Annotated in this window: 19 protein-coding genes and 1 tRNA gene; 14 read left to right on the top strand and 6 right to left on the bottom strand. The window is 52.9% G+C overall.

The window, feature by feature from the left end:
• Window positions 1-64: 64 nt before the first annotated feature.
• The 4 genes from SH528x_RS05460 to SH528x_RS05445 form a co-directional block, all read right to left on the bottom strand.
• The gene (locus SH528x_RS05460) at window positions 65-1,555 is read right to left on the bottom strand and encodes a DUF7133 domain-containing protein (RefSeq protein ID WP_442509515.1); all 1,491 of its coding nucleotides are present in this window, start codon (window positions 1,553-1,555) and stop codon (window positions 65-67) included.
• Between the two features lie 9 nt (window positions 1,556-1,564).
• The gene (locus SH528x_RS05455) at window positions 1,565-4,357 is read right to left on the bottom strand and encodes a c-type cytochrome (protein WP_442509514.1); all 2,793 of its coding nucleotides are present in this window, start codon (window positions 4,355-4,357) and stop codon (window positions 1,565-1,567) included.
• A 219-nt stretch (window positions 4,358-4,576) separates the two neighbouring features.
• A complete protein-coding gene (locus SH528x_RS05450) occupies window positions 4,577-6,271 on the bottom strand; it encodes a sulfatase-like hydrolase/transferase (RefSeq protein ID WP_442512082.1) in 1,695 nt (564 codons plus the stop codon).
• 132 nt (window positions 6,272-6,403) lie between these two features.
• On the bottom strand, window positions 6,404-7,975 hold the full coding sequence (locus SH528x_RS05445; protein ID WP_442509513.1) for a sulfatase family protein: 1,572 nt from the start codon (window positions 7,973-7,975) through the stop codon (window positions 6,404-6,406).
• Window positions 7,976-8,581: 606 nt separating this feature from the next.
• On the opposite strand from SH528x_RS05445, the gene SH528x_RS05440 reads away from it, so the two are divergent.
• From SH528x_RS05440 to SH528x_RS05415, 6 genes are all read left to right on the top strand, one after another.
• Window positions 8,582-9,823 carry a DUF1559 family PulG-like putative transporter gene (locus SH528x_RS05440; protein WP_442509512.1) on the top strand — a complete coding sequence of 414 codons (1,242 nt, stop codon included), beginning with the start codon at window positions 8,582-8,584 and terminating at the stop codon, window positions 9,821-9,823.
• A gap of 159 nt (window positions 9,824-9,982) precedes the next feature.
• The gene (locus tag SH528x_RS05435) at window positions 9,983-10,147 is read left to right on the top strand and encodes a hypothetical protein (RefSeq protein WP_442509511.1); all 165 of its coding nucleotides are present in this window, start codon (window positions 9,983-9,985) and stop codon (window positions 10,145-10,147) included.
• Window positions 10,148-11,284: 1,137 nt separating this feature from the next.
• On the top strand, window positions 11,285-12,532 hold the full coding sequence (locus SH528x_RS05430; RefSeq protein ID WP_442509510.1) for a DUF1559 family PulG-like putative transporter: 1,248 nt from the start codon (window positions 11,285-11,287) through the stop codon (window positions 12,530-12,532).
• Window positions 12,533-12,654: 122 nt separating this feature from the next.
• Window positions 12,655-12,825, top strand: coding sequence for a hypothetical protein (locus SH528x_RS05425; RefSeq protein WP_442509509.1), 171 nt, complete (start codon window positions 12,655-12,657; stop codon window positions 12,823-12,825).
• A 1,184-nt stretch (window positions 12,826-14,009) separates the two neighbouring features.
• A complete protein-coding gene (locus SH528x_RS05420) occupies window positions 14,010-14,195 on the top strand; it encodes a hypothetical protein (protein ID WP_442509508.1) in 186 nt (61 codons plus the stop codon).
• A gap of 127 nt (window positions 14,196-14,322) precedes the next feature.
• Complete coding sequence (locus tag SH528x_RS05415) at window positions 14,323-14,682, top strand: hypothetical protein (protein ID WP_442509507.1); 360 nt, start codon at window positions 14,323-14,325, stop codon at window positions 14,680-14,682.
• A 2,047-nt stretch (window positions 14,683-16,729) separates the two neighbouring features.
• On the opposite strand, the gene SH528x_RS05410 is transcribed toward SH528x_RS05415, so the two are convergent.
• Window positions 16,730-16,978, bottom strand: coding sequence for a hypothetical protein (locus tag SH528x_RS05410; RefSeq protein WP_442509506.1), 249 nt, complete (start codon window positions 16,976-16,978; stop codon window positions 16,730-16,732).
• On the opposite strand from SH528x_RS05410, the gene SH528x_RS05405 reads away from it, so the two are divergent.
• From SH528x_RS05405 to SH528x_RS05370, 8 genes are all read left to right on the top strand, one after another.
• Window positions 16,977-17,546 carry a hypothetical protein gene (locus SH528x_RS05405; RefSeq protein WP_442509505.1) on the top strand — a complete coding sequence of 190 codons (570 nt, stop codon included), beginning with the start codon at window positions 16,977-16,979 and terminating at the stop codon, window positions 17,544-17,546. The two genes, SH528x_RS05410 and SH528x_RS05405, sit on opposite strands and share 2 nt — an antisense overlap.
• Before the next feature lie 256 nt (window positions 17,547-17,802).
• A complete protein-coding gene (locus SH528x_RS05400) occupies window positions 17,803-18,378 on the top strand; it encodes a hypothetical protein (RefSeq protein WP_442509504.1) in 576 nt (191 codons plus the stop codon).
• 1,090 nt (window positions 18,379-19,468) lie between these two features.
• On the top strand, window positions 19,469-19,870 hold the full coding sequence (locus tag SH528x_RS05395) for a hypothetical protein (RefSeq protein ID WP_442509503.1): 402 nt from the start codon (window positions 19,469-19,471) through the stop codon (window positions 19,868-19,870).
• Window positions 19,871-19,976: 106 nt separating this feature from the next.
• Window positions 19,977-20,255, top strand: coding sequence for a hypothetical protein (locus SH528x_RS05390; RefSeq protein WP_442509502.1), 279 nt, complete (start codon window positions 19,977-19,979; stop codon window positions 20,253-20,255).
• 264 nt (window positions 20,256-20,519) lie between these two features.
• The gene (locus tag SH528x_RS05385; RefSeq protein ID WP_442509501.1) at window positions 20,520-21,371 is read left to right on the top strand and encodes a hypothetical protein; all 852 of its coding nucleotides are present in this window, start codon (window positions 20,520-20,522) and stop codon (window positions 21,369-21,371) included.
• Between the two features lie 602 nt (window positions 21,372-21,973).
• Window positions 21,974-22,102, top strand: a complete 129-nt coding sequence (locus SH528x_RS05380; RefSeq protein ID WP_442509500.1) for a hypothetical protein — start codon at window positions 21,974-21,976, stop codon at window positions 22,100-22,102.
• A 696-nt stretch (window positions 22,103-22,798) separates the two neighbouring features.
• The gene (locus tag SH528x_RS05375; RefSeq protein ID WP_442509499.1) at window positions 22,799-23,296 is read left to right on the top strand and encodes a hypothetical protein; all 498 of its coding nucleotides are present in this window, start codon (window positions 22,799-22,801) and stop codon (window positions 23,294-23,296) included.
• Between the two features lie 134 nt (window positions 23,297-23,430).
• Window positions 23,431-24,021, top strand: coding sequence for a hypothetical protein (locus tag SH528x_RS05370; RefSeq protein WP_442509498.1), 591 nt, complete (start codon window positions 23,431-23,433; stop codon window positions 24,019-24,021).
• 549 nt (window positions 24,022-24,570) lie between these two features.
• Here SH528x_RS05370 and SH528x_RS05365 read toward each other — a convergent pair.
• Window positions 24,571-24,642, bottom strand: a tRNA-Gln gene (locus SH528x_RS05365).
• Window positions 24,643-24,971 lie beyond the last annotated feature (329 nt).

Here is a 24,971-nt window from a genome sequence, read left to right as displayed (position 1 = left end):
AAAGTAAGCTTCGGTGACACGCAAGCATCGGCTCGTTCGATTCAATTCATTCTGCCGATTCAATTCATTCCGCGGTCGGTGACCGCGGGATTTCGTTCAGCGTGTAGTAGGCATTTGAATGGACTAGAGGAGCGTTCTCGGCCGACCGCAATGGATGAAAATCAAAATCGTGCACATGCCCTTGAACAAGGCCATCTATCTGTAAATGCACCTGCAATCCATCCGCTGAAACGGTTGCATTGGATACTCGTGGAGTGGTTTGGTCGACTTCCGGACTTCCGTAGGCTTGCCGATAGAGATGCGTGTAAGTCGAGAGTGCATACGACTCTGGTTTGGCAGCGATTTCGCGATCCACCGGTTTGGTAAACGTGACCAAGAAACCGTCCGGGCGGGCGTTGATCTCCTTTACCTCAAAGGGCACGAGGCCGGTCCAATCAAGTCGCTGCAGGGCAAAAGGTCGCGGCCCACGGACGGGCCAGCCGCGATTGGTGCCTCCTACGATCAGGTCGCCACGCGGCGTGAACTGGCAGGCGAGCAGTCCGGTGGCAAGGCCTTCTCGGAAGGGGTAGCACGCTCCTTGCCACACCCCGTTCACCTTTTCGGTCGTCGCGCGCATCATCACGCTCAGACTAAAATCGCCAATGAAGATCTGATTTTCAAACGGTCCAAACTTGCCTCCGGTGTGATCGACCATGAAGCCCGAAATCGATCGCCCCATTTTTCGGTACGGAAATACCACCGCGTAAGGAACAAGCTCTTTCACCCGTTTGCTTTCGGTCAGCAAACGTGATGGCGAATTAGGGACGACGGGAGCCGGTCCAAGTTCTTTCGCCAACGGATACCAGTTGAAACTGGCGGGATGTCCCATGAATCCGCCAGGCTCCAGCACCTTCAACGAACATGATCCGTTCCACGGGCCCTGGCTCTCGGCATAAAACATAACGCCGTGTTCATTTGGACCGATACCACAAGGACTGCGAATGCCGCTGCAAACGGGAATGGTCTGTCCGTTGGGCGTTATCTTCACACACCATCCACGAAACGGCACCTTCGACTTGTAGGACTCCGACAAACACAACGCCACCCAGATATTTCCGTCGGGGTCGAGCTTTGAACCGAAGGCAAATTCGTGGTAATTACGAAAGCCCCATGCATCGCTGAGTGTTTCGAATTGATCGGCACGGCCATCTTGGTTGCTGTCCGTGACCCGAGTCACCTCGGTTTGTTGCGTGACAAAAAAGGAACCGTCTTGGTAAGACAATCCCATGATTTCGTCCAGCCCCGCTGCGTAACGATGGAACTTGGTACTCGGATATTGGCCCATCGCGCCAGTGACGAGATAGATGTCGCCACGACGAGTGCCGATTGCCAAACGATTGTCTGGCAGAACCTCGAAACTGCTCGCTTCCATTGCCATCTCGTCGGGAAATGGAACATCAACGATGCGGTAATATTTCGCTTCCTGTTCCGCGGTTCCCCAATACTCCCCCAGAGGCTCGGCACGTAGCGTCCCCACCGAGAATAGCATTAGCATGAAAACAATCGGGATTCTCATTTCAATTCCTTACCATCTGTATTCCAGGATCAATTGCGTCACGCCCTCGTCCACCGTCAATGGAATACGAAGTTGCTGGGCATTCGGTTGATCCACAATCGTGCCTGCGTGTTTTTCGTCAACGCGTATCCGTAGTTCACCGTCGACGAGAAAGCTGCCGTCATCGGATTGCTTAATCGACTTTCCCGTCGCGGCGCGAAACATGACATTGCTTTCACCGGAGCTCGACTTCATCGTCAATGTGCGGCGGATGTAGGGGGCGTTTGTCGACGAGTCAATCGCGTCGACGTAGTAATCATTGATGATCACATTGCCAAATTCGTATTTGAATCGCGGACGCATTTTTTCATCGAGCGAGTAGCCTTTGAATCGGTGATGCGGAGGCCGACCGTCGTCCACGATCCAAGGCGATTCCGTGTCGTCGAGCTCGGGACCGTGAGCGAAGCGGACCAGACTGTCACCCAGCGGCCGCACCGTGCCATGCCCCTGGCCTCGCCAGACTCCACCAGGGTCCGCAAATTTCCCTTTCCAGATCATTGCCAAACGCATCTGCTCAGAATCGAACACTAAATTGACCTGATTCGGATAACCGACGCCAATGCCCCGTTTGCCGACGTCCGGATAGCTACGGCGGAGCATGACGGCTTCGTCGCTGGCAAGCAACTCGAGCGGTTCAACGATTAGCCCTCGGGGTGTGCGTGCTTGACGCCCATCGAGCAGGTATTGCCACAAAGCTTCTATCTGGAATTCTGCGTCGCCCGCGATGTCCGGCCGGATCGCTTTGCCGTTTGGCCAAAACGATGGCATGACGGTGTTAGGGCTAAATCGTGGAGGATCCAGCATGTACTGGTAAAACCAATCTTTCTTTAGCCGCTGCGACATTTCTGTCAAATCGACGGCGGGCATCGTGTCAGATTGTTCGTACCTGAATGTGTGGCAAGCGACGCAATTGAGCCCTTGGTTTCCGGCGATCTTCAGCCCCAACTCTTGCATCTCTTTGAGGTCATCAACAGCTGCAAATTCCGTATCAGAGAGACGGTCATTGGATTGGAACAACTCGATCAGACGATTTACATTCTGCTCGCCATACTGAGGCATCCGAGTCTTCATGTACGGTCGAATGGAGCGATGATTGACCAGAACGTCACGCATCCACTTTTCATTCAACTTGGCACCGACGCCGGTAAGCGTTGGCGGAATCCTGCCTTGTTCACCAAGATTCAGATTCGTGGTTTGAAAATGATGACTCCGAGCCGCAGTGACTCCGCCGACATTGTCTCGGCGATGACACGCGACACAGTTGAACGTCGCAAGCGTGATGTCAATTTCTTGCTCTGCCGTTAGCTCCGCTGGCAAACTTCGTAGCGCCGCTTGAATATGCTGCTGATCAAGCTCATCAAGGCGGTATTCTGGCCACTCGCCTGGTTCGCCAGACAAACACCCTCGTTTCGGGTCGAGGTCTGCGAGGCCACCTGGACTGGTCAAGCGAGGTGCGGTGTCAGCGATGCCTATGTGGCAATTAACACAGCGAAGCTCCGTGAAAAGTTGCTTGCCTTTTCGAGCAAGTGTGGCGTCGATTTCCCATGACGATGTTGAGCTGTTCTCGCCACTGTTGCTCGATTGCAGCAGGTAGCGAGACAGATCGAGAGCTTCGGGATGAGTCAGCTGCATGTTAGGCATGCGGCCCGAAGGTCGAGCCGCATGTGGGTTTTCTAGAAACGCTGCGAGCGCCGTCGTGTCGTACTTGTTGGTGAGGTCGCCAAGAGGAATCGAGTCGTCCAACCGTTGCTCGATCGCCATATCGTTGCGTGGCGAGTGACAAGCAACGCAGCCCACTGAATGGAACAACTCTTCGCCCCGCGGAATCCCCTCGTCATCATGCTCGAGATCCGCATGGCTTTGGAACTGGTTGCTCGCAATGGATGTCAGAAAGTGAACAATGGCGGTTGCCGAATCCTTTCGCAACTGGTCGTCCAGATGCCCCAGCATGTGAGGCATGCTTGTTCCAGGCTTAGTCTGCTGAGGGTTGGCGATGAATTCTGCGAGCTGATTCGGGTTCAACCATTTGGCCGACCATTTCAAATCAGGGGCGTGTTGTAGCGGCGGCAGTGACTCGGCAGTCTTCCAATCGTGACAGGAGCCACAATTCAATTTTTTGATCAGCACGATCCCTTTGACCTCGTCGCTGAGCTCACGACGAACCATCGATTCCTCGTTTGAACCAGCGTCCGTGGGTCCACGTTGTTTCAGGTCAAGGCTATAGCGAAGGAGGTCAAGGAACTGTTGTCGATCCTTCAGTTCGTTCGCCAATCCATCGGGCATGTTCGACTTGGTGCTAGGCTTGATCGCATCAATGTCGTCTTGCTCAATCGTAATTAACTGATCGATGTTTTGACTGCTTCGCAAAACAACTTTCTGATCGTCCTGGCTGACGACACTTCCATTGATCACATGGCCGTCGGCGGTTAAGACCGAAACGGTCTCGAAGCCTTTGCGGATCGTCTTTGATGGCTGCAAAATCGATTCCACAATCGACGCATCGGTAACCTCTTGACCCAAGCGACTAAGGTCGGGCGCAATACGATCGTTCTCGCTGATCGGACGATGGCACTTCGCACAATTAATATTGCCCTGGTGAAACAGAATCGCGCCGCGAACGATGTCACCGTCTTGGCGAGCCTGCTGAACGAGCTTGGCCGGGTCTTCCTGGACGAGACGCTCAGTTAATGTCTGCCCCAAAACGGGGGAGGCGTCGTGAACCAAGGCAAAGATAGTTAACGTGATAAGGCAAACAGTCTTCACGACGGCGAGACCTCCGACGGTGGTGCGTCTTATTGGACACGGACTTGCCGCGAGCAAATGCAATTGGCAAATAAACATATAATTTTCGTCTAGCCGCAATCTCAGGAATACTTGAAAGGCCATCCACAGCCTAAGCTGTCTGCCTCGCATTTTCTTGTTTAAAATCCTCAGGAAACAATCAATCCGCGCATACAGCGAGTTCAAAGCTCACGATCTCGCCTACGGTTCCGGAATGATCGCTTGGGCAGTGCGATCGCCCACAACAAAATAACCAAGCGGATGATCGTTTTTGTCAGTGATCAACCAAACGGTTCCGGGGCGAGTAAGTTGGGGCTTGGCCCAACCCGCTTCTAGAACGCCAAAGGACTGAAGAGGGGCGTCGCGATCACTCCGGAAAACTTTAACTGGCTGGCCGCTTTGGTTGCTGAAAGTCACATTGAATTGATTCCCCTCAGGATTCGATGCTGGGACCGAATCCGATCCCGATGGGTGCCATTTTAATTTTACTAATGAAGATGGAGCCGGAGGGACAAATTCGGCGGGCTCTTTGGGGCCATGATCTTTCATTCGTGAAATTGTTGCGGCGAATTGTGGATCTCCGGCCAAATTGTTCCACTCGTACGGATCGGTGTCGATGTCGTACAGTTCCTCGTCACCGTTGGCGTAGTGAATGTATCGCCAACGCGAACCGCTGACGCTGTAGTTCTCGGGAGACATCAGTTGTGTCACTGCCATGTGAGGCCAATCGGATTGCGCATCTTTCAACAACGGAACCAAGCTGGGCTCGTGCAGCGATGCTTTCGGTGGCAGACCCGCCAGCTCAATCAAGGTCGGATAGAGACTCACCAAACTAACAGGTGACTCGCACACACCGCCTGGTTGCGTTCCCTCTTCCAGGCCGCTGGATCCTGGGGGCACACGAACGATCAACGGCACGCGAGTGCAGACTCGCCAACCAGTGTATTTTTGCCAGTGTTCCTTCTCACCAAGGTGCCAACCGTGGTCGCTCCATAACACAACGATTGTATTGTCGTTGTTAGGCCCATCTTCAAGAGCCGTCATCACGCGCCCCACCATCGCGTCGGCAAAGGCGATGGAAGCAAGATAGCCTTGGATCGCCTTCTTCCATTGACCCTCGTTTTGGATGTGGGCGAAATAGCGATTGCGTGCGAGCTTTGTTGCCGCAGGCGGCAGATCGTCGAGGTCGTCGGGGGTATATCCTGGCGGAAGCTGGATCTGATCGAGAGGGAATTGATCGAAGTATTTTTGAGGGACAAACCAGGGCTCGTGTGGACGATAAATACCGCACGCTAGAAAAAAAGGTTTGTCATGCTTTCGACTTAGTTGTTCCCCAATCCATTTCGAAACCAGCCGATCACCCCCGAACTCTTCGTCGGTAACATCGAGTCCTCCCCAATCGGTTTCGATGTATTGCCAAGGGCCACCGCGTGGCAAGTTGACCGGGCGTTTGTCGGGGTACAGCGTTCTTGGAAACGGATCCTCCGTCTCTTTGGGCGGGTTGTATTCGTCCCAGGATTGAGCGTCGATGATGTAATGGAGAATTTTGCCGCTGCCAGCCGACCAATAACCATGTCTTGAAAAATACTTGGGAATCAGTTCCGCGTCGGGCATGACGCTACGCATCTTTTGAAGGTTGTCGTACATGCCCGACACGTAGGCCGGCTGTCCCGACATGATCGCCGATCGAGATCCGTTGCACGCGGGCGAGCCGCAATGTGCGTTGGTGAACAGCATTCCCGATTGCGCGATCCGATCGATGTTTGGCGTGCGGGCTTGAGGGTGTCCCTGCAAACACCCAACCCAATCGTTTAAATCGTCGACCGAAATGAACAACACATTCGGCTGCTCCGCGATCGCAGGGGATGAAAGCGATGTCAAAAACAGAATGATCATCAGCGACAACGAATTCCATCGCAGACGACGCCGCAGTGTGACAGTCGGTTGCATACTCAATCTCCAAGCATTAATGGAATCGATCCCGTAATCATATTTTCAGCAATGCGGCTTCGCTGACGACCGTCGTCATTAGTAGTTCGGAGCCTCGAACTCGCGGCGAAGACGTTCGTACTCTTCTGTCAATTTGGTTCTCGTCGCGGAGTATTCTGGATTGTTATAAACGTTCACCATCTCGCTCGGGTCTTTCACCAGATCGAACATTTGCCATTCGTCAGTGGCAGGAAGATAAAACAGCTTGTGACTCTTCGTGCGAACTCCAAAGTGTTGCGGGACCGCGTGTTCCCCAAGTTCATAGTAGGCATAGTACAGCGAATCACGCACCTTCTTGGAGCTGTCAAGCAACACAGGCATCAGCGATTTCCCCTGGACTTCGGCTGGAATCGGCAGCCCCGCACACTCCATGAATGTCGGTGCGTAGTCGATATTTTGAATCATCGCTTCGGGTCGCGATCCGGGCTGGACCTTGCCGGGCCAGCGGATGACGAACGGCATTTTGAATGATTCTTCAAACATCCAACGCTTGTCGAACCAACCATGTTCGCCTAGGTAAAAACCTTGATCGGACGAGTAGATCACAATGGTGTTTTCTGCGAGATCATTGTCATCAAGGTACTTCAGTAATCGCCCCACGCTGTCGTCAACCGCCTTGACCGTTTCGAGATAGTTTTGTGCATAGCGTTGATACTTCCACTGCACTAACTGGCGATCATTGATTTTGCCAGCACGGTAGTCACGAACAAATGCGGCATTTTTCGGAGCAAAATGAGCGTCCCATTTTGATCGCTGCGAGTCTGTCATTCGATTGTATTCGGGGGTTCCATAATTTCGAAACGATGGCAATTTGAGATCGCCTCGCTCATCTTCGCGAAGTTTCAAATCGTAAGCCCATGTCATGTGGCGATCGATTTCCATTTCATTCTTCGCCAACGTGTCGGAACGATTGGCGTAGTTGTCAAACAGCGTCGCGGGTTCAGGAATCTCAACTTCGTCTAGCGATCCCAGATGACGCAGCGCCGGTGCAAACGTCCGATGCGGAGCCTTGTGCTGGCACATCAGCAGGAAAGGCTTGTCCTTGTCTCGTTGCTCTAACCAGCCAATAGATTTGTCGGTGGTCAGATCCGTTACGTAGCCTTCGAATTTTTTCTGCGAACCATCCATTTGCAGAAAAATGGGATTGTAGTAGTGCCCCTGGCCCGGCAGTATCTCCCAGTAATCGAACCCGACGGGGTCGGTGTGCAAGTGCCACTTGCCGATCACCGCTGTTTGATAACCGGCCGCCTGGATCGATTTCACAAACGTCCACTGGCTCGAATCAAAACCTTTGCCGTCGTTTCGCATAAAGCCATTTTTATGGCTGTGCTTTCCCGTCAAGATACAGGCACGTGATGGGCCACAGATCGAGTTCGCACAAAATGAATTTTGAAACAAAGCTCCTTCTTTTGCGATTCGATCGATGTTGGGCGTGGGAGCCACTTCGGCCAAAGGACCGCCATACGATGAAATTGCGTTTACAGCATGATCGTCTGAAAAAATGAACACGACGTTGGGGCGAGCCGAATCCGCAGCGGATAACTCGACCATCAAAGGACACAGCACAAGCCAGACGATACTGGCGTGAATCACATTCATAGAGAACTTCATCTTTTTGCTTCCGACACAAACGACATTAGGTGGGTGAGAATCTTGCACATCCCTCTCGGTGCAGGCACTGCAGTCTAACCGATGTTAATAGTCGTGTAGGCCAATGCAATCCAAAGTTTCATTTCAAGATCATGCGACCGAGTCGATGTCGCAATTTGTTATCTCGATGTCGCATTCTCTCAATTCGAGCCACAGTTTTTGTGCAAACAAAAAATCGGCTGGGGGGATACGGATGGTGCGTTGCGTTGTAATGGTGATGTGATCCGCCACAGCTGCCGTTAGGGGATTGCATTCCCGGCAATGACCCGGACCGCACTAATGGCCTAATAAAATGGGCGTCCCCTTTGTGGGTTTTCCACGCCGACGTCATCGAATGTTGAATCAGCGGCAGCGAGTTTTTATTGTGCGCAAATACTTAGTTCAGCAATCCAATTATCCAATCAAACGACGCACTTAAAACCTACTATCTGTAACGGGACAAGCGTTGTGACAACGCGGCGTCGGCGGAGCGTTTTGAACCGTCCCCTTAGCGCAACTCCAAGGCTCCTCAGCTGAACCTTGCGAGTTGGGTTTGGTCATTTTCTTCTGTTCAACTAAGGGTGGACAATGAGACGATTTAAAGTTGCACAAGGATTCACACTGGTAGAGTTACTAGTCGTGATCGCGATTATCGGAGTGCTTGTCGGACTTCTGTTGCCGGCGGTACAAGCAGCTCGTGAAGCTGCACGGCGGATGAGTTGTAGCAATAATTTCAAGCAGATTGGCTTGGCGATTCACAATTACGAATCGACCTTTCAGCAATTGCCTATCCAAGGCGGCGGGACCTCCACCCTGATTTCGGGACGAGAAAAAGTCCCTGGAAGTAACAGTCTTGAATTGTCCGCATTGGTCGGGCTTACGCCGTTCATCGAACAGCAGGCACTTTGGGAGCAAATCTCCAATCCATACCGGGTCCCAGCGGGGCAACCCGGGGCGGGGAACCTCTACGCCCCCATGGGCCCTTATCCAGGCCGCGTGTTCAGTCGTCTCGTCGCGTCGGATGCTGGGCCCTACGATCCCTACGAATCGGATATTCCAACTTTCCGATGCCCTAGCGACCCTGGTGTCGGACTTCCCGCGATGGGGCGAACCAATTATGGCGTAAGCATGGGAGACTCTAGCGACGCCACCAACCTTGGTCAGGTGTATAACACAAATGGGACGGCGAAATCGACGACAATCTTCCAGGTAGCCAACGCCAGCAACCGAGGCTTTTTCAAGAGTCAGTTGAAGAGCGCATTTCGTGATGTTTTGGATGGATTGTCCAACACGATTGCGATGGGTGAAATGGTCACCGACATTGGTGATGATGACAAACGGACGAGACCTGTGAATGGTAACTCGGGATCGACAGGACCGTTGAAGTCGAGGGGCGGTGCGGTGGCGTGCCAGTCCTTTGTCGATTCGGATCGACCTTTGTTCTGGAATTCGGGTGCTCCCTTCACTTCGAGTGCCGTGGATAATCGCCGCGGTTATCGATGGGCTTGGGGCTTGCATCTTCACTCGGGGGTCTACACGGTTCTGCCTCCTAACAGAGAGTTGTGTTTTAGCGGCAACTACCACCAATCCGAGGCGGTGTGCCCTCCCAGTAGCCGACACCAAGGCGGGGCTCATGTCTTAATGGGCGATGGTGCCGTCAAACTTATCACGGACTCCATTGACGCGGGAAATCTAAGTAGCCGAGCCATGGTTTCAATCGACAGCCAGAACGATGACCCGTTGTCGACTGCCGGTTCAGCGAGCCCTTTCGGACTATGGGGATCCCTTGGCACTCGTGCCTCCAGGGAAGTGCTTAGCGATGAGATTTGATTGCTAGGTGTCATGCTGTAGACAGCGTGCCCGGACTCCGGGCACGCTTGTTTGCTGGTTACTGCTTCTTTTGTTTTCTCGTGCTTGAAAGCAGCGAAATCAATTTCGTTGCTCTTGAAATGAGTTGTCTTATTGTTTCCTCAGGAATCTGAGTTTGTTATGAACGTTCGCGTGTATTCGTTTGTTGTTTTGCTGTTGGCTGTATGCTCCGTGGGTTGCGCGGAGAAGAACGTAGAAAAAAGCTATGACGCTTCCGATGTTGAGCAGCTGCTCAAGGATCATCCGGAACTGAGTGAACCACCACCGCCGGAATTTGATGAATGAGCTGCGATTGATGTGAATCGAGACCGAGAAACGGGGAGGATTTGAGTCTTCCTGCCTGTATCGCTCTCTTGCATTACGAAAGCCCATCTCTGTCGGCAAGACCGAAAGAGGTGGGCTTTTTTTCGGCCCATTCGGGAAGAATAGGTGGCAGGCACTCAAAATTTCATTCGCAGGTAAACAGGATTGCAGTAGTGCCATTGCCCCTGCAGTAAGCAGCTAGGCAGGAATCTTTGGGTGAAATCCCGTTAGCTGTTTCGGATGATTTAGCGTAGTGGAAGTCGTCAAGACCTTCGTCCCATGTTGTATACCCCCGAAACTCTTGACGAGTTCCGCTACGAGATGCTTCACAACGTTGCGTTTGGGCAATAGCCCCGGTTGAATGCCGGAACCGCGGCTAGCGGGCTGCTGATTTATTTAAAATGCACTCGCAGAAGTGAGCCGTGGGCCGTAAGGCACCGGGTAATGCGTGGAACCCGGCCGCTCACGCGTCACGGCTCACAAAGTCAACAGCCCGCTAGTGCCAAAACGGCCAATTTACTGAAAGACTCCTGTCTAACTGCTTAGCTCTCAATAACCCAACCCGACGTGATCAGTGTGCAAGCGTCTTTTGCCAATCGCTGCCGTCGAGTATCCGGAAGCTTGCCGCATAGTTGTCACAACTGCCCCGCCCGCACAGAGAGGCAAACAATTTTAAAAATTGCTTTGCATTGTGGATCGCTAGCCACAGCCCTGCTGAAAACGGAGCCTGTGCCAGCGGTCGCTACCGGTGCGTTGCGTTGTAATGGTGATGTATTCCGCCACAGCTGCCGTTAGGGGACTGCATTCCCGACAATGCCCGGAACCGCACTGATGAACCAATATAATGGGCGTCCCCTTTTGTGGATTTCCCACGCCGACGTCATCGAATGTTGAGTAAGCATCAGCGTGCTTTTGTTGTGCGCAAATACTTGATTCTGCAACCCAATTATCCAATCAAACGACGCACATAAAACCTACTATCTGTAACGGGACAAGCGTTGTGACAACGCGGCGTCGGCGGAGCGTTTTAAACCGTCCCCTTAGCGCAACTCCAAGGTTCTTCAGCTGAACCTTGCGAGTTGGGTTGGTCATTTTTTTCTGTTCAACTAAGGGTGGACAATGAGACGATTTAAAGTAGCACAAGGATTCACACTAGTAGAGTTACTAGTCGTGATCGCGATTATCGGAGTGCTTGTCGGACTTCTGTTGCCGGCGGTACAAGCAGCACGTGAAGCTGCACGACGAATGAGTTGTAGCAATAACTTCAAGCAGATTGGCTTGGGCATTCACAATTATCATTCGACTTTCAATCAACTGCCTGTCCAGGGTGGGGGTGCAAACGGAAACGGATTTGGAGACGGGGGAGGTAACATCACCTCAGGTGGAGGCCGTAGTTCACGACGGCTTAGCTTTCTCGTTGGCCTGACCCCGTTTATCGAACAACAAGCGTTGTGGGAACAAATCGCGAACCCTAGCAGCGAGAATACCGTGGGTTCCGCCATGACAGGATCGTGGAGCCCCATGGGCCCCAACCCTTGGACCCAAGACGGTTACGTGCCATGGGCCAGCGAGATTCCATCGTTCCGTTGCCCAAGTGACCCAGGCACGGGACTGCCAGCTCAAGGCCGCACCAATTACGCATGTTGTCTCGGTGATGGAATCTATGTCTATCATTACACAGACCCTCATCCTTGGGGTGATCACCGAGGCTATCCCGGTGGCGTTTCTGAAGCCACCGCCGGCCAGCGAGCACGGGGTAGTCATCGCGGAATGTTTCGTCCGCGAGTATCGATGAAGTTTCGTGATACGCTCGATGGATTGTCTAATACGATCATGGGTGGTGAAATTGCAACCGACCTTGGCGATCGTGATGTGCGCACCGATCTTGGCATCGTTTCTGCCTCGTCAACCCAGGCACCTTCGGCCGGCCAGGCCTTTCTCGAGCCTGGTCTATGCGACGACCTGGTCGATCCCGCCCGTCCAAAATTCTGGCCGGCTTCTGGCGTGTCCCTTATGCCGTCGTCTGACAAACGTGGGTATCGCTGGGCCGATTGGGGGCCCGTGTTCTCGGGCTTCTACACTTTGCACGCACCCAATAGTGCTGCCTGTACGACTTCGAGTAACTCCGCGACCTACGGTGGCCCCATGTCCACAAGTAGCCGCCACCAAGGTGGTACCCATGTGTTGATGGGAGACGGCGCCATCAAATTTGTCACCGATTCGATCGAAGCAGGTAATGCGGAAGCCGCAACGCCGTATTGGTACAGCAATTCAGACAATAACCTTGTCGGCGGCGCGAGCCCTTACGGACTCTGGGGCGCCTTGGGCACCCGAGCGTCACGTGAAATCATTTCAGACCCGCTTTAGTCCCCCTCCCTCGTCAATGGACCAATTCTCTGTCTCGCGAGAGCCCCATTTTGCCTTGCTAAAACGTAGGAAAGGCCTCGATGCGAGACAGTGACTAACATCTAAAAATCATGAGAATACAAATGAAAGAAATGAAACCAGTCTTGTTATTAGCGATCTGCTGCATCTCGATGGCCATCACCGGTTGCGATACGGGCGGCCCGCCGAAAATGATCGTGCCAGAAAGATCAGCCGAAGAAATTCAGGCGGCTGTGGATGCAAAGGAACAAGCGGGGCAAGGACAACCCGACTGATCAATCGGGGGACTCGACGCATCGACAGCCCAGCGTCCTGAGTATTGAACACCAAGTAAATGACGATCGAGAGTAGCCGCCAGGCTGCTCTCGATTTTTTTGCCCTGACCGCTGCGGCCAGGGCAAAAGCCAATGCCGCCGTAGCCACGCTCGCCAGAACCTGGGGCGTTGCGGCCAATCTCCGCCGCCTAGCGACGCAGCTACAGTTTTGAGTTGTTGTTGCTGCTGTTGTGAGCTCAACGCAGCAACCCGAAGGACCGAGGACTCAATGTGGGATAGGCTTCCAGTCTGTCATCACGCGCACCCTATCCAGTTTTCAATTTACAATTGTCAATTTAACTTTTCCATTTCCCGCTCACGCCACGCTCGAGGCTCAATTGACTGTCGCGGTTCGCATTTCCTCAGATTCATGAGTCCCGGATCCATGAGTCGACAGCGTTAGCTGCGCGCCTTGCCTTGCGATCATTTCACAGGACGGCAATCCGACTCTCACGCGATTGCCTCCACTCCAAACGCACTCCAGACCAAAACATTGCAGCTCAATTCGGCAGCGCCGGCAAGCGATTGCACCGACCTTTTGACCAAGCAATCGAACCATTCCCCTCGTCCCTCTACGTGATGAGCAGCAGGGCGAGAACAAGCTTGACAGTGGTCCTACAGCGGGTGAGAATAGAATTCGCGGCCACCTGCTCCAAAGAGGGGCACACCGTGAGAACGAGTCCGAGTAACGGGCGAGAACACCCCAAAACGACTTATTCTCACCCTGGCCCACCGTAGAAACACACGTTCGCGAAGAGACTGTTGTGATCGACGTTCCGCCAATTGAACCGATCTCGGATGGACTGTTCCGTGTACCTATTTACTCCGGCGCTACACGCAAGATTTGGTTGACGGTTTTGCTGCCGACATCACTCCTTGCTTGGTGCATGCCGCTAGCGGTAGGAGTGTCCATACTCGCTGCTCGCAACCCCAATGCGCAAGACTATTGGGGCCTCCTTCTCTTTGTCACCGTTGTTGCGTGCTGGAACGCCGCTTTTGCTTGCTTCTTCTGCTTAAAGTCTCACGCAGAAATTGATTCGGAATCACGCTCGCTTCGCATAATCACTTGCCTTTGTGGAAGACACCTCCGAACACGGTGTTTTCACATGCATGACGGAGACGAACTTGGAATCAGATCGCTCGGCATGCGATCCAGTTTTCAGCATACGATCTATTGTTTCCACGGTCGCCGTCGTTGGCGGTTCCTCTGCTTCGATACGGACAGCGCTACACCAGATCAACAACTGCTCAATTTTGCCGCGACGATTGCTCGCCACACGAACGCGAAGTTTCTCGGCTATAATGCCCCCGAACGATTGCTCGTCGCCTGACCCAGTGAAGGCGGGTGACAATGCCGTGCACCGATGGACGGCTTGCACGGTTTTTGAAGTGGACAATCAATCGTCCGTCCTCGGTGACGGCTAACGTGACCCGATTTAAACCTACGTGAACTGAAACGTGAAACAAGATACAGCTGCAAACCTTGCTCGGATCAGCTTCGTCAGCGTATTCGCTGCATTTCTCTGTGGCTGTTGTCTTAACATTGGGATAGTTAATCCTCCAAATCCAGCACCGGGCACCCAGGAAGTGGACGCGACAACGAAGCTACTGATCGGGTTGATTCCTGTCGCGATTGCCACAGTTGGTTCTGTCTGTGGAATTACTGCGGTAGCTTCGGCCATTCGCAATCGCCACGCAGGGGTACTACCAATGGGGATTGCCGGCATCCTGTTCAATGCTGGCTTTTTCGCATTTGTTGCCTACACGATCATCCTGATTCGCAATTTGGCGGCGGAAGGAAAGTTACCGGTCCAGTAGCGTCACTCCATGCACACTTACAGCTGGTGCGCGGGCTTGGCAGTCAGGCTGCGAGGCAGCCGGATAACCATCGCATCCACACGGGGCCGAGCTTGCCAGCGTTTTGGCAATCGATACTTCACTCTCCCGGTCCAGTAACGCGTCGCGTTCGTCGATGAAGTAAAAATTTCTATAAGCCATGGACTTCTGAGTGGACGACAATCCTTACCAAGCGACTATTCACACAATTGAAGATGCGTCGAGCGTCTCTCATTGGTTTCACATAGCCTGTTTCGGTCTAGCGTTGTTGACTGCTGGCAGCTGTCTCATTACCGCGATCCTGGTAGTCGCCACACCGTACGTTGTATATCGACGTGCTTACGCCCTTACGCTTTCAGTCATTTTTCCGACAGGTATAGCAACCATTTTGTATGCGTGTATCTCTATCGGATTCGCAATTGCCACGAAGAGATGGATGAATTTGCAACCCAAACAGGCCACGTACTGGTCAGTTGCGAGCTTTCTTGGGCTAGTGCTGACCGCACCGGTCGCAAATATTATTGACTACTTCGTTCGGCATCTAGGCGCATCAACCGTATCGCTTTTCTTAATTCTCTGTTGTGTGCTTATGATCATTCGAATCACAATGTGGCGGATTACTGGGCTGACTAAAAACGATCCCGGCAATCAAAAACGCACCCTCGAAAGTGCAAAGCCAAGCTTGCAAAGTGAAAATGACTCTGACCATCCAACTGCGTATTGTTCGTCTTGCGGGAGAGACGTATCAATTGATGATGACTATCGATGTCTAGAATGCCGATGGCCGGTTTAAAACTTCTCGATTTCACTGTGGTGCAACTGAACGAAACGACGAACGGTGAAAATTGAGGTCGGTGACTGGAATCAACATCCAGACGGAATCGAACTTGCATGAGAAGGTAAATATGTATTCGATCAACCTGTGCATATGTCTGAACTTGCTCGCGTAACGAGTGACGTGTACGATTCAAACCTGCGGTTGGACTGGCCGAATCATTTGCCCAACAAAACAATTGACGGTATTGAATGTGCGTTTTCTTTAACGACACGATTCTTTTAGGCCAATCGGGAAATACCAACGCGGATGCACGCCAGTTCCGGTGGCTAGTCTATTTTGCTAATACGTCGCCGGAACGATGTGATCCTCAACGTTACTCGAACGAACTGCTTGAGTTTCGAATCAGAGGATCAAACATTGCGACGTCAAGCGGTCGGCAAGTCAAATGGAACCGCAGATTCACGCAGATGAACACGGATGCTTCGTACGGTAATCTGTGTCCATCCGCGTTCATCTGTGGTTGCCTAAGCGACCGTTATCGGAAGTAACATGAGCACGTGGTGCGACTACCGTCATCGCCAAAATGTCTTCTGAACACTGCTACTGACCTACCTTCCAGGCATCGCTTTAACGGCATTTGTGCTGCGAAGATGGACTGGGCAGCGCGGTCGGATTGAACAGGACGTCGCAGAGCAAACGGAGTCGATGGTCTATCCTCCTCTGCTCTCTCCGTTTCCTCCTGTTCGTTGATTTTTTTCTTGCGGCGAATAGCCCATGCTCCAGCGTTTGGGGACAAATATTGCGCTGCCGATCGAACTTTGGTATCCTTTTGGTGAGCACTTGCTCTGAGGGTCGGGTCAACACCCGCACCAAAACAGCCAGAACCAAGTAGTGCACCCGAGTCCTCGAAAATACTTTGCCTGATGGTGGCTCGTTCGCTCGGACCGAGTGACCACCACCGTTCGTCGGACGTCATCGACCTGAATGCAAGAAACCTCGCGCGGTGTCAATCAATCTTCGGGATCAAGTTGTTAGTTGCCCCAATAAATACCCTGAGCCGCAATGTACTACGAGTGCCGCAAATGCAAAATCGAGGAGTTTCGTGGCGTACTGCCCGGTACCACTTGCGGTATTTTGCTCGCGATTTGGGGCGGTATCTGCGCCAGCATCTTAGGAACTGTTGTGCGATTCGTATTTCCGGACGGGTTGGGTTGGTGGTGGTTGCTTGCTGGGCCCGTCATCTTCGCGGTTTCAATGATACCGGGTGCCATCGCCATACACTTGATTGCCATCACGATCGAGTGGATACTCATCAGTGTATTCCCGTGCCGCAATTGTCGGTCGCATCAATTCTCGTTTGGACGTACTCACGGATTTGGACTTTAATATAAAGCGGCGCACTTTCGATTGCACCGTCGCGGCGGTGGTCGCCGTTTTGGCATTGGTTGAGTCTTTCGCCGCCGCCCGCTCAGCCGTAACGCTCACCGACTGAAAGTTCATGCCAGCATATCCATTTGATATTCGATACGGCGAGCTGATTGACGTGATAGGATCGCCTGTGCGATTCCAGGATGTGACATTCGTGCCCGCGTCTACAAAACTTGCTGGCACCAGCTTTTCGGTTCAATTCAACTTGCTTGATTGGGCGCGCGACCAAAACCAAAGACTCCCCGCGATTGTCCATGGCGATGAAAACGCTGCGTGGTTCCTCGGACGACTAATGCATCTGTTCAACACCGCGAACGTCGCTGAAGACGAACGAATGGAGAAAACATGCTTCGACGTTTCGTTCGTCGCCGTATTGCACAACGCTTCAAATATCGCGGTCCCCTTTGACTGTTCCGATCACTACGGACGTACTTCATTGATGTTCAGCAGCGATGACGAGCCACCACTGGAACTGCGTTCTGAAATTGCGAATGCCTTTTTTGGTCTAATGCTCGACGAACCGGATTCATTAATAGACTATGACAACCGTCTTTTTCACTCAGGGGCCGGGTTTTGGATTGAATTTGGCGTGTCTCAAGGTGAACCATACTTCGACGAAAGTGCTGACGCCGACACGTAACGCAGTCGATGGGCCAGTCGAAGATCGCCGACTCGTGAATCTGCTCAATCATTTGTTGCTCGGTCCGGCTTCGGGCTGTATTCTAGGGACGCGGAATCGGTTCGAATGGCGAATCGTGCGCCGAACAAGCCCGATCTAAGAACCAAGGGTTGAACCAAAGTTGCCGCTCTGACGTCGCAGAAGTGTTCCATCTTGGGCGGCAACTTGGTTAACTCAAACGGTACGTCTACAAATCTTATTGCTTTCGGAGACGGCAGTGACAATTCGATTCCCGATGCTGGTAATTCTTGTCATCGCACTCTCGGCACATGCCCACGCCGAAGCTCAAGATTCGCCGGAATCGCAGTCCCTGCCTGACCGACTGCTCCGACAGGTCAGCGTCGAAGAAGCTGCAGCCGAAGACTCAGAGTCGGCACTCGTTATGGGAACCTACGTGCTAGATGCGAAAGCGACGGAGCAACTGCTGCAGGTTGATACCCTCATGCAGGCGATCAATCGTATTCGACTGACAGACTGGAAGACCGGTGTATGGACGAAACGGAACGCCGAACTGACAATTCGTCAGCGAATGGACGACTACCTGCAGACCGCTCGTGCGTTTTACAGCGGCGAGGGAAAGCGGCCCACAGGCGTTGTTGGCCAACGACTTGAGAAGTACACGGACATTGAGCTTGGCGATCGACAATTGGCGAGTGCACTTACGACTGTTCAAATGGCAACGGCCTGGGATGTCCCGCTTGAGGCAGGGCAATCCGAGCGTCTGGAGGCCGTGATTCGCTTACGTTTGGCCAAGATCAATCGGCGGCCCAAGGAAGACGCAACAATGCCGTAAAACGGAGCGGCGAAGTCAGGCAAATTCGAAATGGACAATCCTCTGTCGCCGCCCGGTTGCGGACAACGTTCTACCGACAGAATCATGTTGAATCGCGTTCGTAACATTTTTCGACGAGCGTTCGGCAACGGACCAGTACAACGATGCACTATCTGCGCTGCGTCACATCTCGATGCGGGGCCATTCGTTGAAGGGCCAGATCATTTTCTTGTGTGCTCATCCTGCTTGACCCAACTATCGAAATCCGATCCTGTTCGTGACGAACCAGTGTCTCCACGGACTCACGATACCGCAAATCCATACGGCCCACCTACGACAGTCCCAGATTCGCACACCTGTGCTCTTTGCGGCGAATGGCATTCAAACCGACTCCTTCGTACCCTCGATGATCGACACTTTGCGTGTTTGGACTGCCTAAAGACATCCAGCGAGTTGCTTGCTGCGACATGAGCAGTCAAAATGGGTAGGATTGATGGACGATTCCATGCCAACCGGCTTGAGATTCAATGAGCGTCAAACCATGGCTTGCACCGGCTTCCGCGAGCTAGCTTTTTTGGAGTGGTGAGTCGCTCGCGCGGCCCCGCTGAGTCAGCTCCCGCTCCCCCCATATCTCGACCGTTATCGGACAAACAAGAGTGCTTTGTGACCCTGCGTGAACTCCGCCGCAAACTGAACTCGTTGCGTGAAACACCTGCCGCGCGATATGCTCGTTGGAGCCGATCGTCACGGTTCGTTCGATTCTTTACATGGCCTGATCGTGTACCGATCTCTCGATACCCACGCGTCATTCGCTGGCTGTTTACAGGACGCAACGATGATTCGAAACAATGAGCTGATCGCATTGTGTTCGTGATTGATGCGCGGACTGTCCCGCAGTACGCTAGTTGGGGCGGGTCGCGTGATCCGATACCTAGGTGGTCTCCGCTGCAAACACAGCCCGATAACGAAGACGTCCACCGCAGATCGGGTCTACCTAAACTTGGCCATCACAACGCCAATCGCCCAATCGCGGTGACGCCAACCGTTATAAGATTAAAATCCCGCCACCCCCGCCGCTGCCCATTGCTCCGCTTGCTCGATCAGATTCTTCATGGAACTTACTGCCAAACCAATTCCGAAACGCCGACGGATCAATGGCGCTGCACTTGAATCCGACCTTGACTTCATCGCCGTACTTGCATTGGTGCTTGGCGGGCTGGCATTGCTTGGAATCCCTATGTTCCACGGTGTTGCTGGCTTCCTGTATTTTTGCTCCGTCGTGATTGGTTCGTTTCTGACCTGGCTACTGCTTCGTACGCTCGCCGAACTGATCCGCCTGCAAAAACGAATCGCCGGGATGGACTACGCTGGCCGAATCTCTGGTCCGTACTACGATACGGTTTCGACGTGCGGGAACTGTGGTGCAATGCTATATTCGGATGTTTGCTGCGATGGATGCGGTGCTCGATTGCTAAAACCTGACGCCGATGGCCCGACCCAAGACGACCGATAACCATGCGATGGTGACGGAGCGGCGGCATCGTTTTTCAAAGTGGTAAGTCACCGTTCGCCGCCCTCACATCGCTACCGTTCGCCTACACACACTTAGGCTCATATATATGAAGTCTTTTCGCTTCACGATCTCAACCATGCTGCAGCTCGTCGCTGTTGCAGCATTAAGCGTTGCCTTGGTGCAATCGCGGATGCATGTTTCCAGCCTGGAGAATGAGATCAACTCGCTCTCTCCCTTACGGGAACTCGACATTGCTGCACAGGTTGAAAAAGCGACCGCGGGGATCGGCGTTCCCGCGACAGTGCATTTGACTGCACACGATCGGGTTCATCGATCGGATCACTATTCACGATACCAACAAGATTCAGCCAAAAGCCAGCGATGACATTCTTGCCCTACATTTTCGTTTGGAGTGGACTTGGTTTGATCGGGTCACTCTTGCTTCTAACAAAATCTGCACGCCCGGAACGTGCGCTGTTCATCGTCCTGTTTTCGCTACCGCATGCAGTAATATTTGGCCCCCTCTTCTTACTTATGAATTTGGCCGGACGATCGCAAAAGCTCTGCCCATTCTGTCAATCAAGTATTGATCGGGAGGCTATTGTTTGCGCAAAATGCACGAGAGAACTACCGGCCTCGTCGTGACTTCATGTTTATTGCCGTTTCAGAACGCCGGATTGCAAATAGCCAGATAATTGCACGAAAGTGGCGGTGGCCGCGCGATTCCAAGTGGATGACGAACTTCCGCCACTCCATGAATTCCAGCGTTCGGCGAATGAGTAAGACTGTGGAAAATCAACATTACGAAATGCGGACCAATGTGTTCGGTGGCGAGTCGCTCTACCTTCCACCGGGCGTGAATCTAAAGACGGTTCCGTCTTCTTTTCTTGAGCTGTTCGCCGACCATCTAACTGATCACCATGCAGCGGTTTACAGATCCCCGCGCGAGTACTTCACTTGGCTCACTCGACGGGCACGGCTTCCCGGCATGAAGGAATGGTTTACGAGGATGGCTGCCGCAAATCAATGTGGCCTGTACCTCCATCGTGCGGAAATAGGGCCGTCTCTGCAGACGGATGTAATCGTCCGAGGCTTTTTCCGTGGCCCGAGCGGTTTCAGTGACTTTCGCCTTAGCTCCAACGAACCACTCTTCCATTTGCCAACCGCGTTGCAGGACGTCTACGAACTCATTGACGGCACAATTGAGGGAAATGCATTTGAAGCTGGTGGGTTTGACAACCTATCCAGCCTTCGGTTCGACGCTTCATCACTACCGATCAACGATCCCCACGCTGTTTCCGACCTCGACCGTGCTTTGTGGTTTTACAGGTCAAGCGCCGGTGACCAGTTGATTGCCGATGGCGAAAAGGCGTTTTGGTTTCTTCACGAAACCTGCAGTCTCGTCGAAGCAGGGAACCTGACCAAAATTATTGACTCGTATTTCGCATCACTCCTGTCTGGTTCCAAGTGGCTTCCTGATCCATACGGCTCCCACCGTTAAATCAACGAACGAAACCAAGCATCCGAGTTGCGGCCGGTGGGCAATCACATGGATGATCAACCGTCGCCGCCGGATGATGGTAACTGTCCGACTGAAAACAAGCACTGCAAAGCCGCCACTTGAATCCCTATGAACCTCCTGACGAAGCCGATAATTTATCACCGGCCGTCACACCGCAACTCAATCAGAGGACCGCTAAACCTGTCCGATCGTTCGTGGTTGCTGTCTTCGTGGCAACGATATGCTCCGGACCGTTTGGTGCGACACACCCAATCCAGACTCTGGTCGTCATTGTGTTGCTTGGCTTTGCCAACGTCTACGTGGATCATCTACTCGGACGCTGATGCTCCACGCTGTCGTTGTTCTGTCTCCGCGGCTTGCGTATACCCGCATCAATGTTATCGGCGAAGTTTTCCCCCGATCACCCAAAACGGCGGGCAACAAATCGATGAAACCTTGGACTGGTAAGGCCTGTCTGACGAGCGGGTGCGAAGGATTGCCTGGGTAACTGCTGACAGTGAGAGTTGAGGTGTGAGGAGGTGCTTGCCGGGGAGCCCGATTCAGGCTGGTACGTCCTGCTCGCGTTTGCAAGGCAATAGAGAATGGCAGACAGAAAGATTGCTGCGACAGAAAAATCAGAAAGACGATGCCTGGTGCGTCCGAATATTAGCAACGATCACTTTCGCCGCTGCCTCGACTCGCTGGCGTCGCTGTTCGTCGCCGCTCGCTAAATTGTACGCGTGATCCCGGCCCATCTGAATTCGGCTGTCCCTCATTCGTCTGTCCTTCTCCCTTCCTTTTCACAGCGTGACTGGTTCGGCAAACAAGACAGAAAAATTCATAGAGACGGAGTGTTGAATGTCGTCATTTTTTTGTCTCCATGTTTCTGTCAAATGTTCTTTTAGGTGTGGCCAGTGAGTCGGGCAGTGAGCGGGCCTGGAACGTGCGGCTTGCAATGCGTCGGACTACGCCAAATCTCGTCTCTCTCTCAACAATAGCATCGATCGCTGCCGCCGCTCTCGCGGCTAGTTTTGTGTCGTTGATCGCCTTGTGTTCTGCACTTGGCGATTCATCATGCGTCACAAATTCGCGATGATTCGCTTGATTCGCGGGCAAATGCTCAGGTGTGGCATTGCGCCACGAATCATCGGAATCCCCTCGGATCTCAGTATATGTTCACGCTGTCTCATCAGAATGCAGTCGGCGGTTCTGAGACCATTCGGTGATCGATGGGACGGTGTTCTATTGAACAAGGATCAAATATTGTGACACCCCATGGAGTAATCTGTGGCAAACTGTGAACACAAAGCGTATCCTAGCATCCGCGAGACACCCCTACTCATCGCCCGAAGTACGGCATTGGACTTTTTGCACTCGCAGCATCAACTTGCCGTACCCGCTGATGCTCGACGTTCCTCCACTAAACAATGACTGAAACCAAAGAACAAACGGCACTCTCGACTTCAATCGATTCGCCGCGACGCTCGGTCGTTGCAGGCGTGGGGCTTGTCATTGCGTTACTCGGTCTGATCGCGGCTGTTCTGTCGCCGTGGATCCTTGACGCGATCGAGCCGGAACGAAAACCGATCGATGAGGTGGCTGTCGAATTCGCAACAAAAGTCAAGGATCGACTCATCGCGAAGGCCAAGAAGCAAGAGTATGTGCCGCCTGTACAAACGGACAAAGGTTTCGATATCGCGAAATGGTACCCCGCGGGCACGATTACACTCGGATTGTGCGGAATCTGTCTTGGCGTCGGAGGTTTCTGTAAACACGAAGACGTACGTATTTCCGGCTCTTCCGTAGCGGTTGGTTTGGCGGCCATCGTTTTTCAATACTTCCTCATGCTCGCTGCCGCGATACTACTTTTCTTGTTGGTCGGAATCATCTTGTCCGCTTTGGGAATCGATCTGCCCTCGCTGTGATTGTTGGCGAATAGCGTGGAGGACAGCACCATCGATCGCACCGGCATCGAACCTGCGAGCAATCAGACGTGGTAAGTCGCCTATCCAGGCCCCGCTGCCGTTATCTGACATATTCACGTCCCTGAGGAAATTCCATGGCTGAGGTACGACAACGCACCCTACTGCACTTGTTCGCCGTGATTTCTGGTGAGGAGACACTGATGCGCATACTATTTATCTTGATTGCCGTGCTTTCAAGTTCGGGCTTACTGCGGGCCGACGAATCGAGGTCGTTTGATTCATGGGTGTTTCCAGACGCGGACCTGAAGGAACAGTCGTCGCTGCCCGTTACTGTTACATCGGCTCACAAGAAGAACGTTCAGTCGGTGACCAGTCGATCAGGCCAATACATCACGGACAAGCCGTTCCATGAGGTGGTGTTGTTCTACGCCCGGCAAAGCGGACTGAACCCAACGAACAAGAGCATTCTGGCACGCGAGTATCCTGGCACGGACGTCTACATTCCCGCTCATACTTCGAGCATCAATTTCTATCGCGAGGAGCCCAGTGTGACTGTGCTGCATTACATTCGCGAGAATGTCGCCACAGTGCAATTGTTGGTGACGGATCATCCGGAGCTTGGTTTCCTTTCGGTCTCAGTCACACGCGGAAAGCACGATGATCAGACTGTCATTCAACTGATCCAACACACAGCGAACCGAATCACAAAGAACAACGAACAATGACTTGCACGTGCGGCCTGGCAAGATCTGATTGACGAGCGGGTGCGAAGGATCCCTGGGCAACTGCTGGCTGCGGTAGAAGGGAGTCAGGAGGTGCTTGCAGGGGAGCACGGTTCAGGCTGGTACGTCCTGCTCGCGATTGTAAAGCAATAGCGAATGGCAGACAGAAAATTGATGCGACAGAAAAATTTGAAGGACGGATTGTCGAGTGTCCTATCTTCCTACCTCGATGTTCCTACCCAATCTTTTCTCGCCCCTGGTTGTTGGACAGGGACCTGAGTCGGACTTAGCCAATTCTTGTCTTCCAGCAAAATCGCCGCCGCTTGCCGCCGCCGCTAGGCTGAAACGCGGGTGTCACGACGACACGGCCTGCTGGAAAAAAGATTAAGTCAGAAAAGGACGGAGGTGGTGGAATTAAAAAACACCACAAAATGCACCACCGACGCTGCCGACCAACGGCGGAAGTTCCGAACCACGAAAAAAGGCCGATGCAGGAAACCCCGTAAAAAACAGGAGTTGTCTTGCATCGGCCCTGAGTGTCTTGCCATTAAGCTGCCCCACTAGGACTTGAACCTAGAATAACAGAGTCAGAATCTGTCGTGTTGCCAATTACACTATGGGGCAGTGTTCAAGCAGCTTGGCTTGCTTTTTGTGCTTTCACGTCGCAGGCGATGTGGAAGTCACGAGTATCATAAGCAAATTTGTGTTCTTCGCTACTCTGGCTCGTTTTGCCTATTTGGATCATTTTTCGGCTTGCAGTCAAGATGGTGTTCCAGCTCCTTCGTTGTTGTGAGAGCACAATTGGCATAGAATGTGCTTCCGGCGCGACGCGCAGCGAGAATTCCGCGACCCCCGGTGTGGGAAAACCGTGATGAAACGCCAGCGATCTTGATCGATGGGCCCATTGCCTGTCGCCGCCCCTCCTTTTGATTCACTAGATCCGAGGCATTCCC

The sequence above is a fragment of the Novipirellula methanifontis genome, assembly GCF_052161655.1.
Lineage (GTDB): Bacteria > Planctomycetota > Planctomycetia > Pirellulales > Pirellulaceae > Novipirellula.
Note: the sequence above shows the minus strand (reverse complement) of the source record. Positions and strands in the feature narration are given on the sequence as shown.

Excerpts from the sequence above, each read along its gene's own strand:
- SH528x_RS05460 (WP_442509515.1), bottom strand. The coding sequence starts at position 1,555 with ATGAGAATCCCGATTGTTTTCATGCTAATGCTATTCTCGGTGGGGACG.
- SH528x_RS05450 (WP_442512082.1), bottom strand. The coding sequence starts at position 6,271 with ATGATCATTCTGTTTTTGACATCGCTTTCATCCCCTGCGATCGCGGAG.
- SH528x_RS05445 (WP_442509513.1), bottom strand. The coding sequence starts at position 7,975 with ATGAAGTTCTCTATGAATGTGATTCACGCCAGTATCGTCTGGCTTGTG.
- SH528x_RS05440 (WP_442509512.1), top strand. The coding sequence starts at position 8,582 with ATGAGACGATTTAAAGTTGCACAAGGATTCACACTGGTAGAGTTACTA.
- SH528x_RS05435 (WP_442509511.1), top strand. The coding sequence starts at position 9,983 with ATGAACGTTCGCGTGTATTCGTTTGTTGTTTTGCTGTTGGCTGTATGC.
- SH528x_RS05430 (WP_442509510.1), top strand. The coding sequence starts at position 11,285 with ATGAGACGATTTAAAGTAGCACAAGGATTCACACTAGTAGAGTTACTA.
- SH528x_RS05425 (WP_442509509.1), top strand. The coding sequence starts at position 12,655 with ATGAAAGAAATGAAACCAGTCTTGTTATTAGCGATCTGCTGCATCTCG.
- SH528x_RS05420 (WP_442509508.1), top strand. The coding sequence starts at position 14,010 with ATGCGATCCAGTTTTCAGCATACGATCTATTGTTTCCACGGTCGCCGT.
- SH528x_RS05405 (WP_442509505.1), top strand. The coding sequence starts at position 16,977 with ATGCCAGCATATCCATTTGATATTCGATACGGCGAGCTGATTGACGTG.
- SH528x_RS05410 (WP_442509506.1), bottom strand. The coding sequence starts at position 16,978 with ATGAACTTTCAGTCGGTGAGCGTTACGGCTGAGCGGGCGGCGGCGAAA.
- SH528x_RS05395 (WP_442509503.1), top strand. The coding sequence starts at position 19,469 with ATGGAACTTACTGCCAAACCAATTCCGAAACGCCGACGGATCAATGGC.
- SH528x_RS05390 (WP_442509502.1), top strand. The coding sequence starts at position 19,977 with ATGAAGTCTTTTCGCTTCACGATCTCAACCATGCTGCAGCTCGTCGCT.
- SH528x_RS05385 (WP_442509501.1), top strand. The coding sequence starts at position 20,520 with ATGTTTATTGCCGTTTCAGAACGCCGGATTGCAAATAGCCAGATAATT.
- SH528x_RS05380 (WP_442509500.1), top strand. The coding sequence starts at position 21,974 with ATGGCAGACAGAAAGATTGCTGCGACAGAAAAATCAGAAAGACGATGC.
- SH528x_RS05375 (WP_442509499.1), top strand. The coding sequence starts at position 22,799 with ATGACTGAAACCAAAGAACAAACGGCACTCTCGACTTCAATCGATTCG.
- SH528x_RS05370 (WP_442509498.1), top strand. The coding sequence starts at position 23,431 with ATGGCTGAGGTACGACAACGCACCCTACTGCACTTGTTCGCCGTGATT.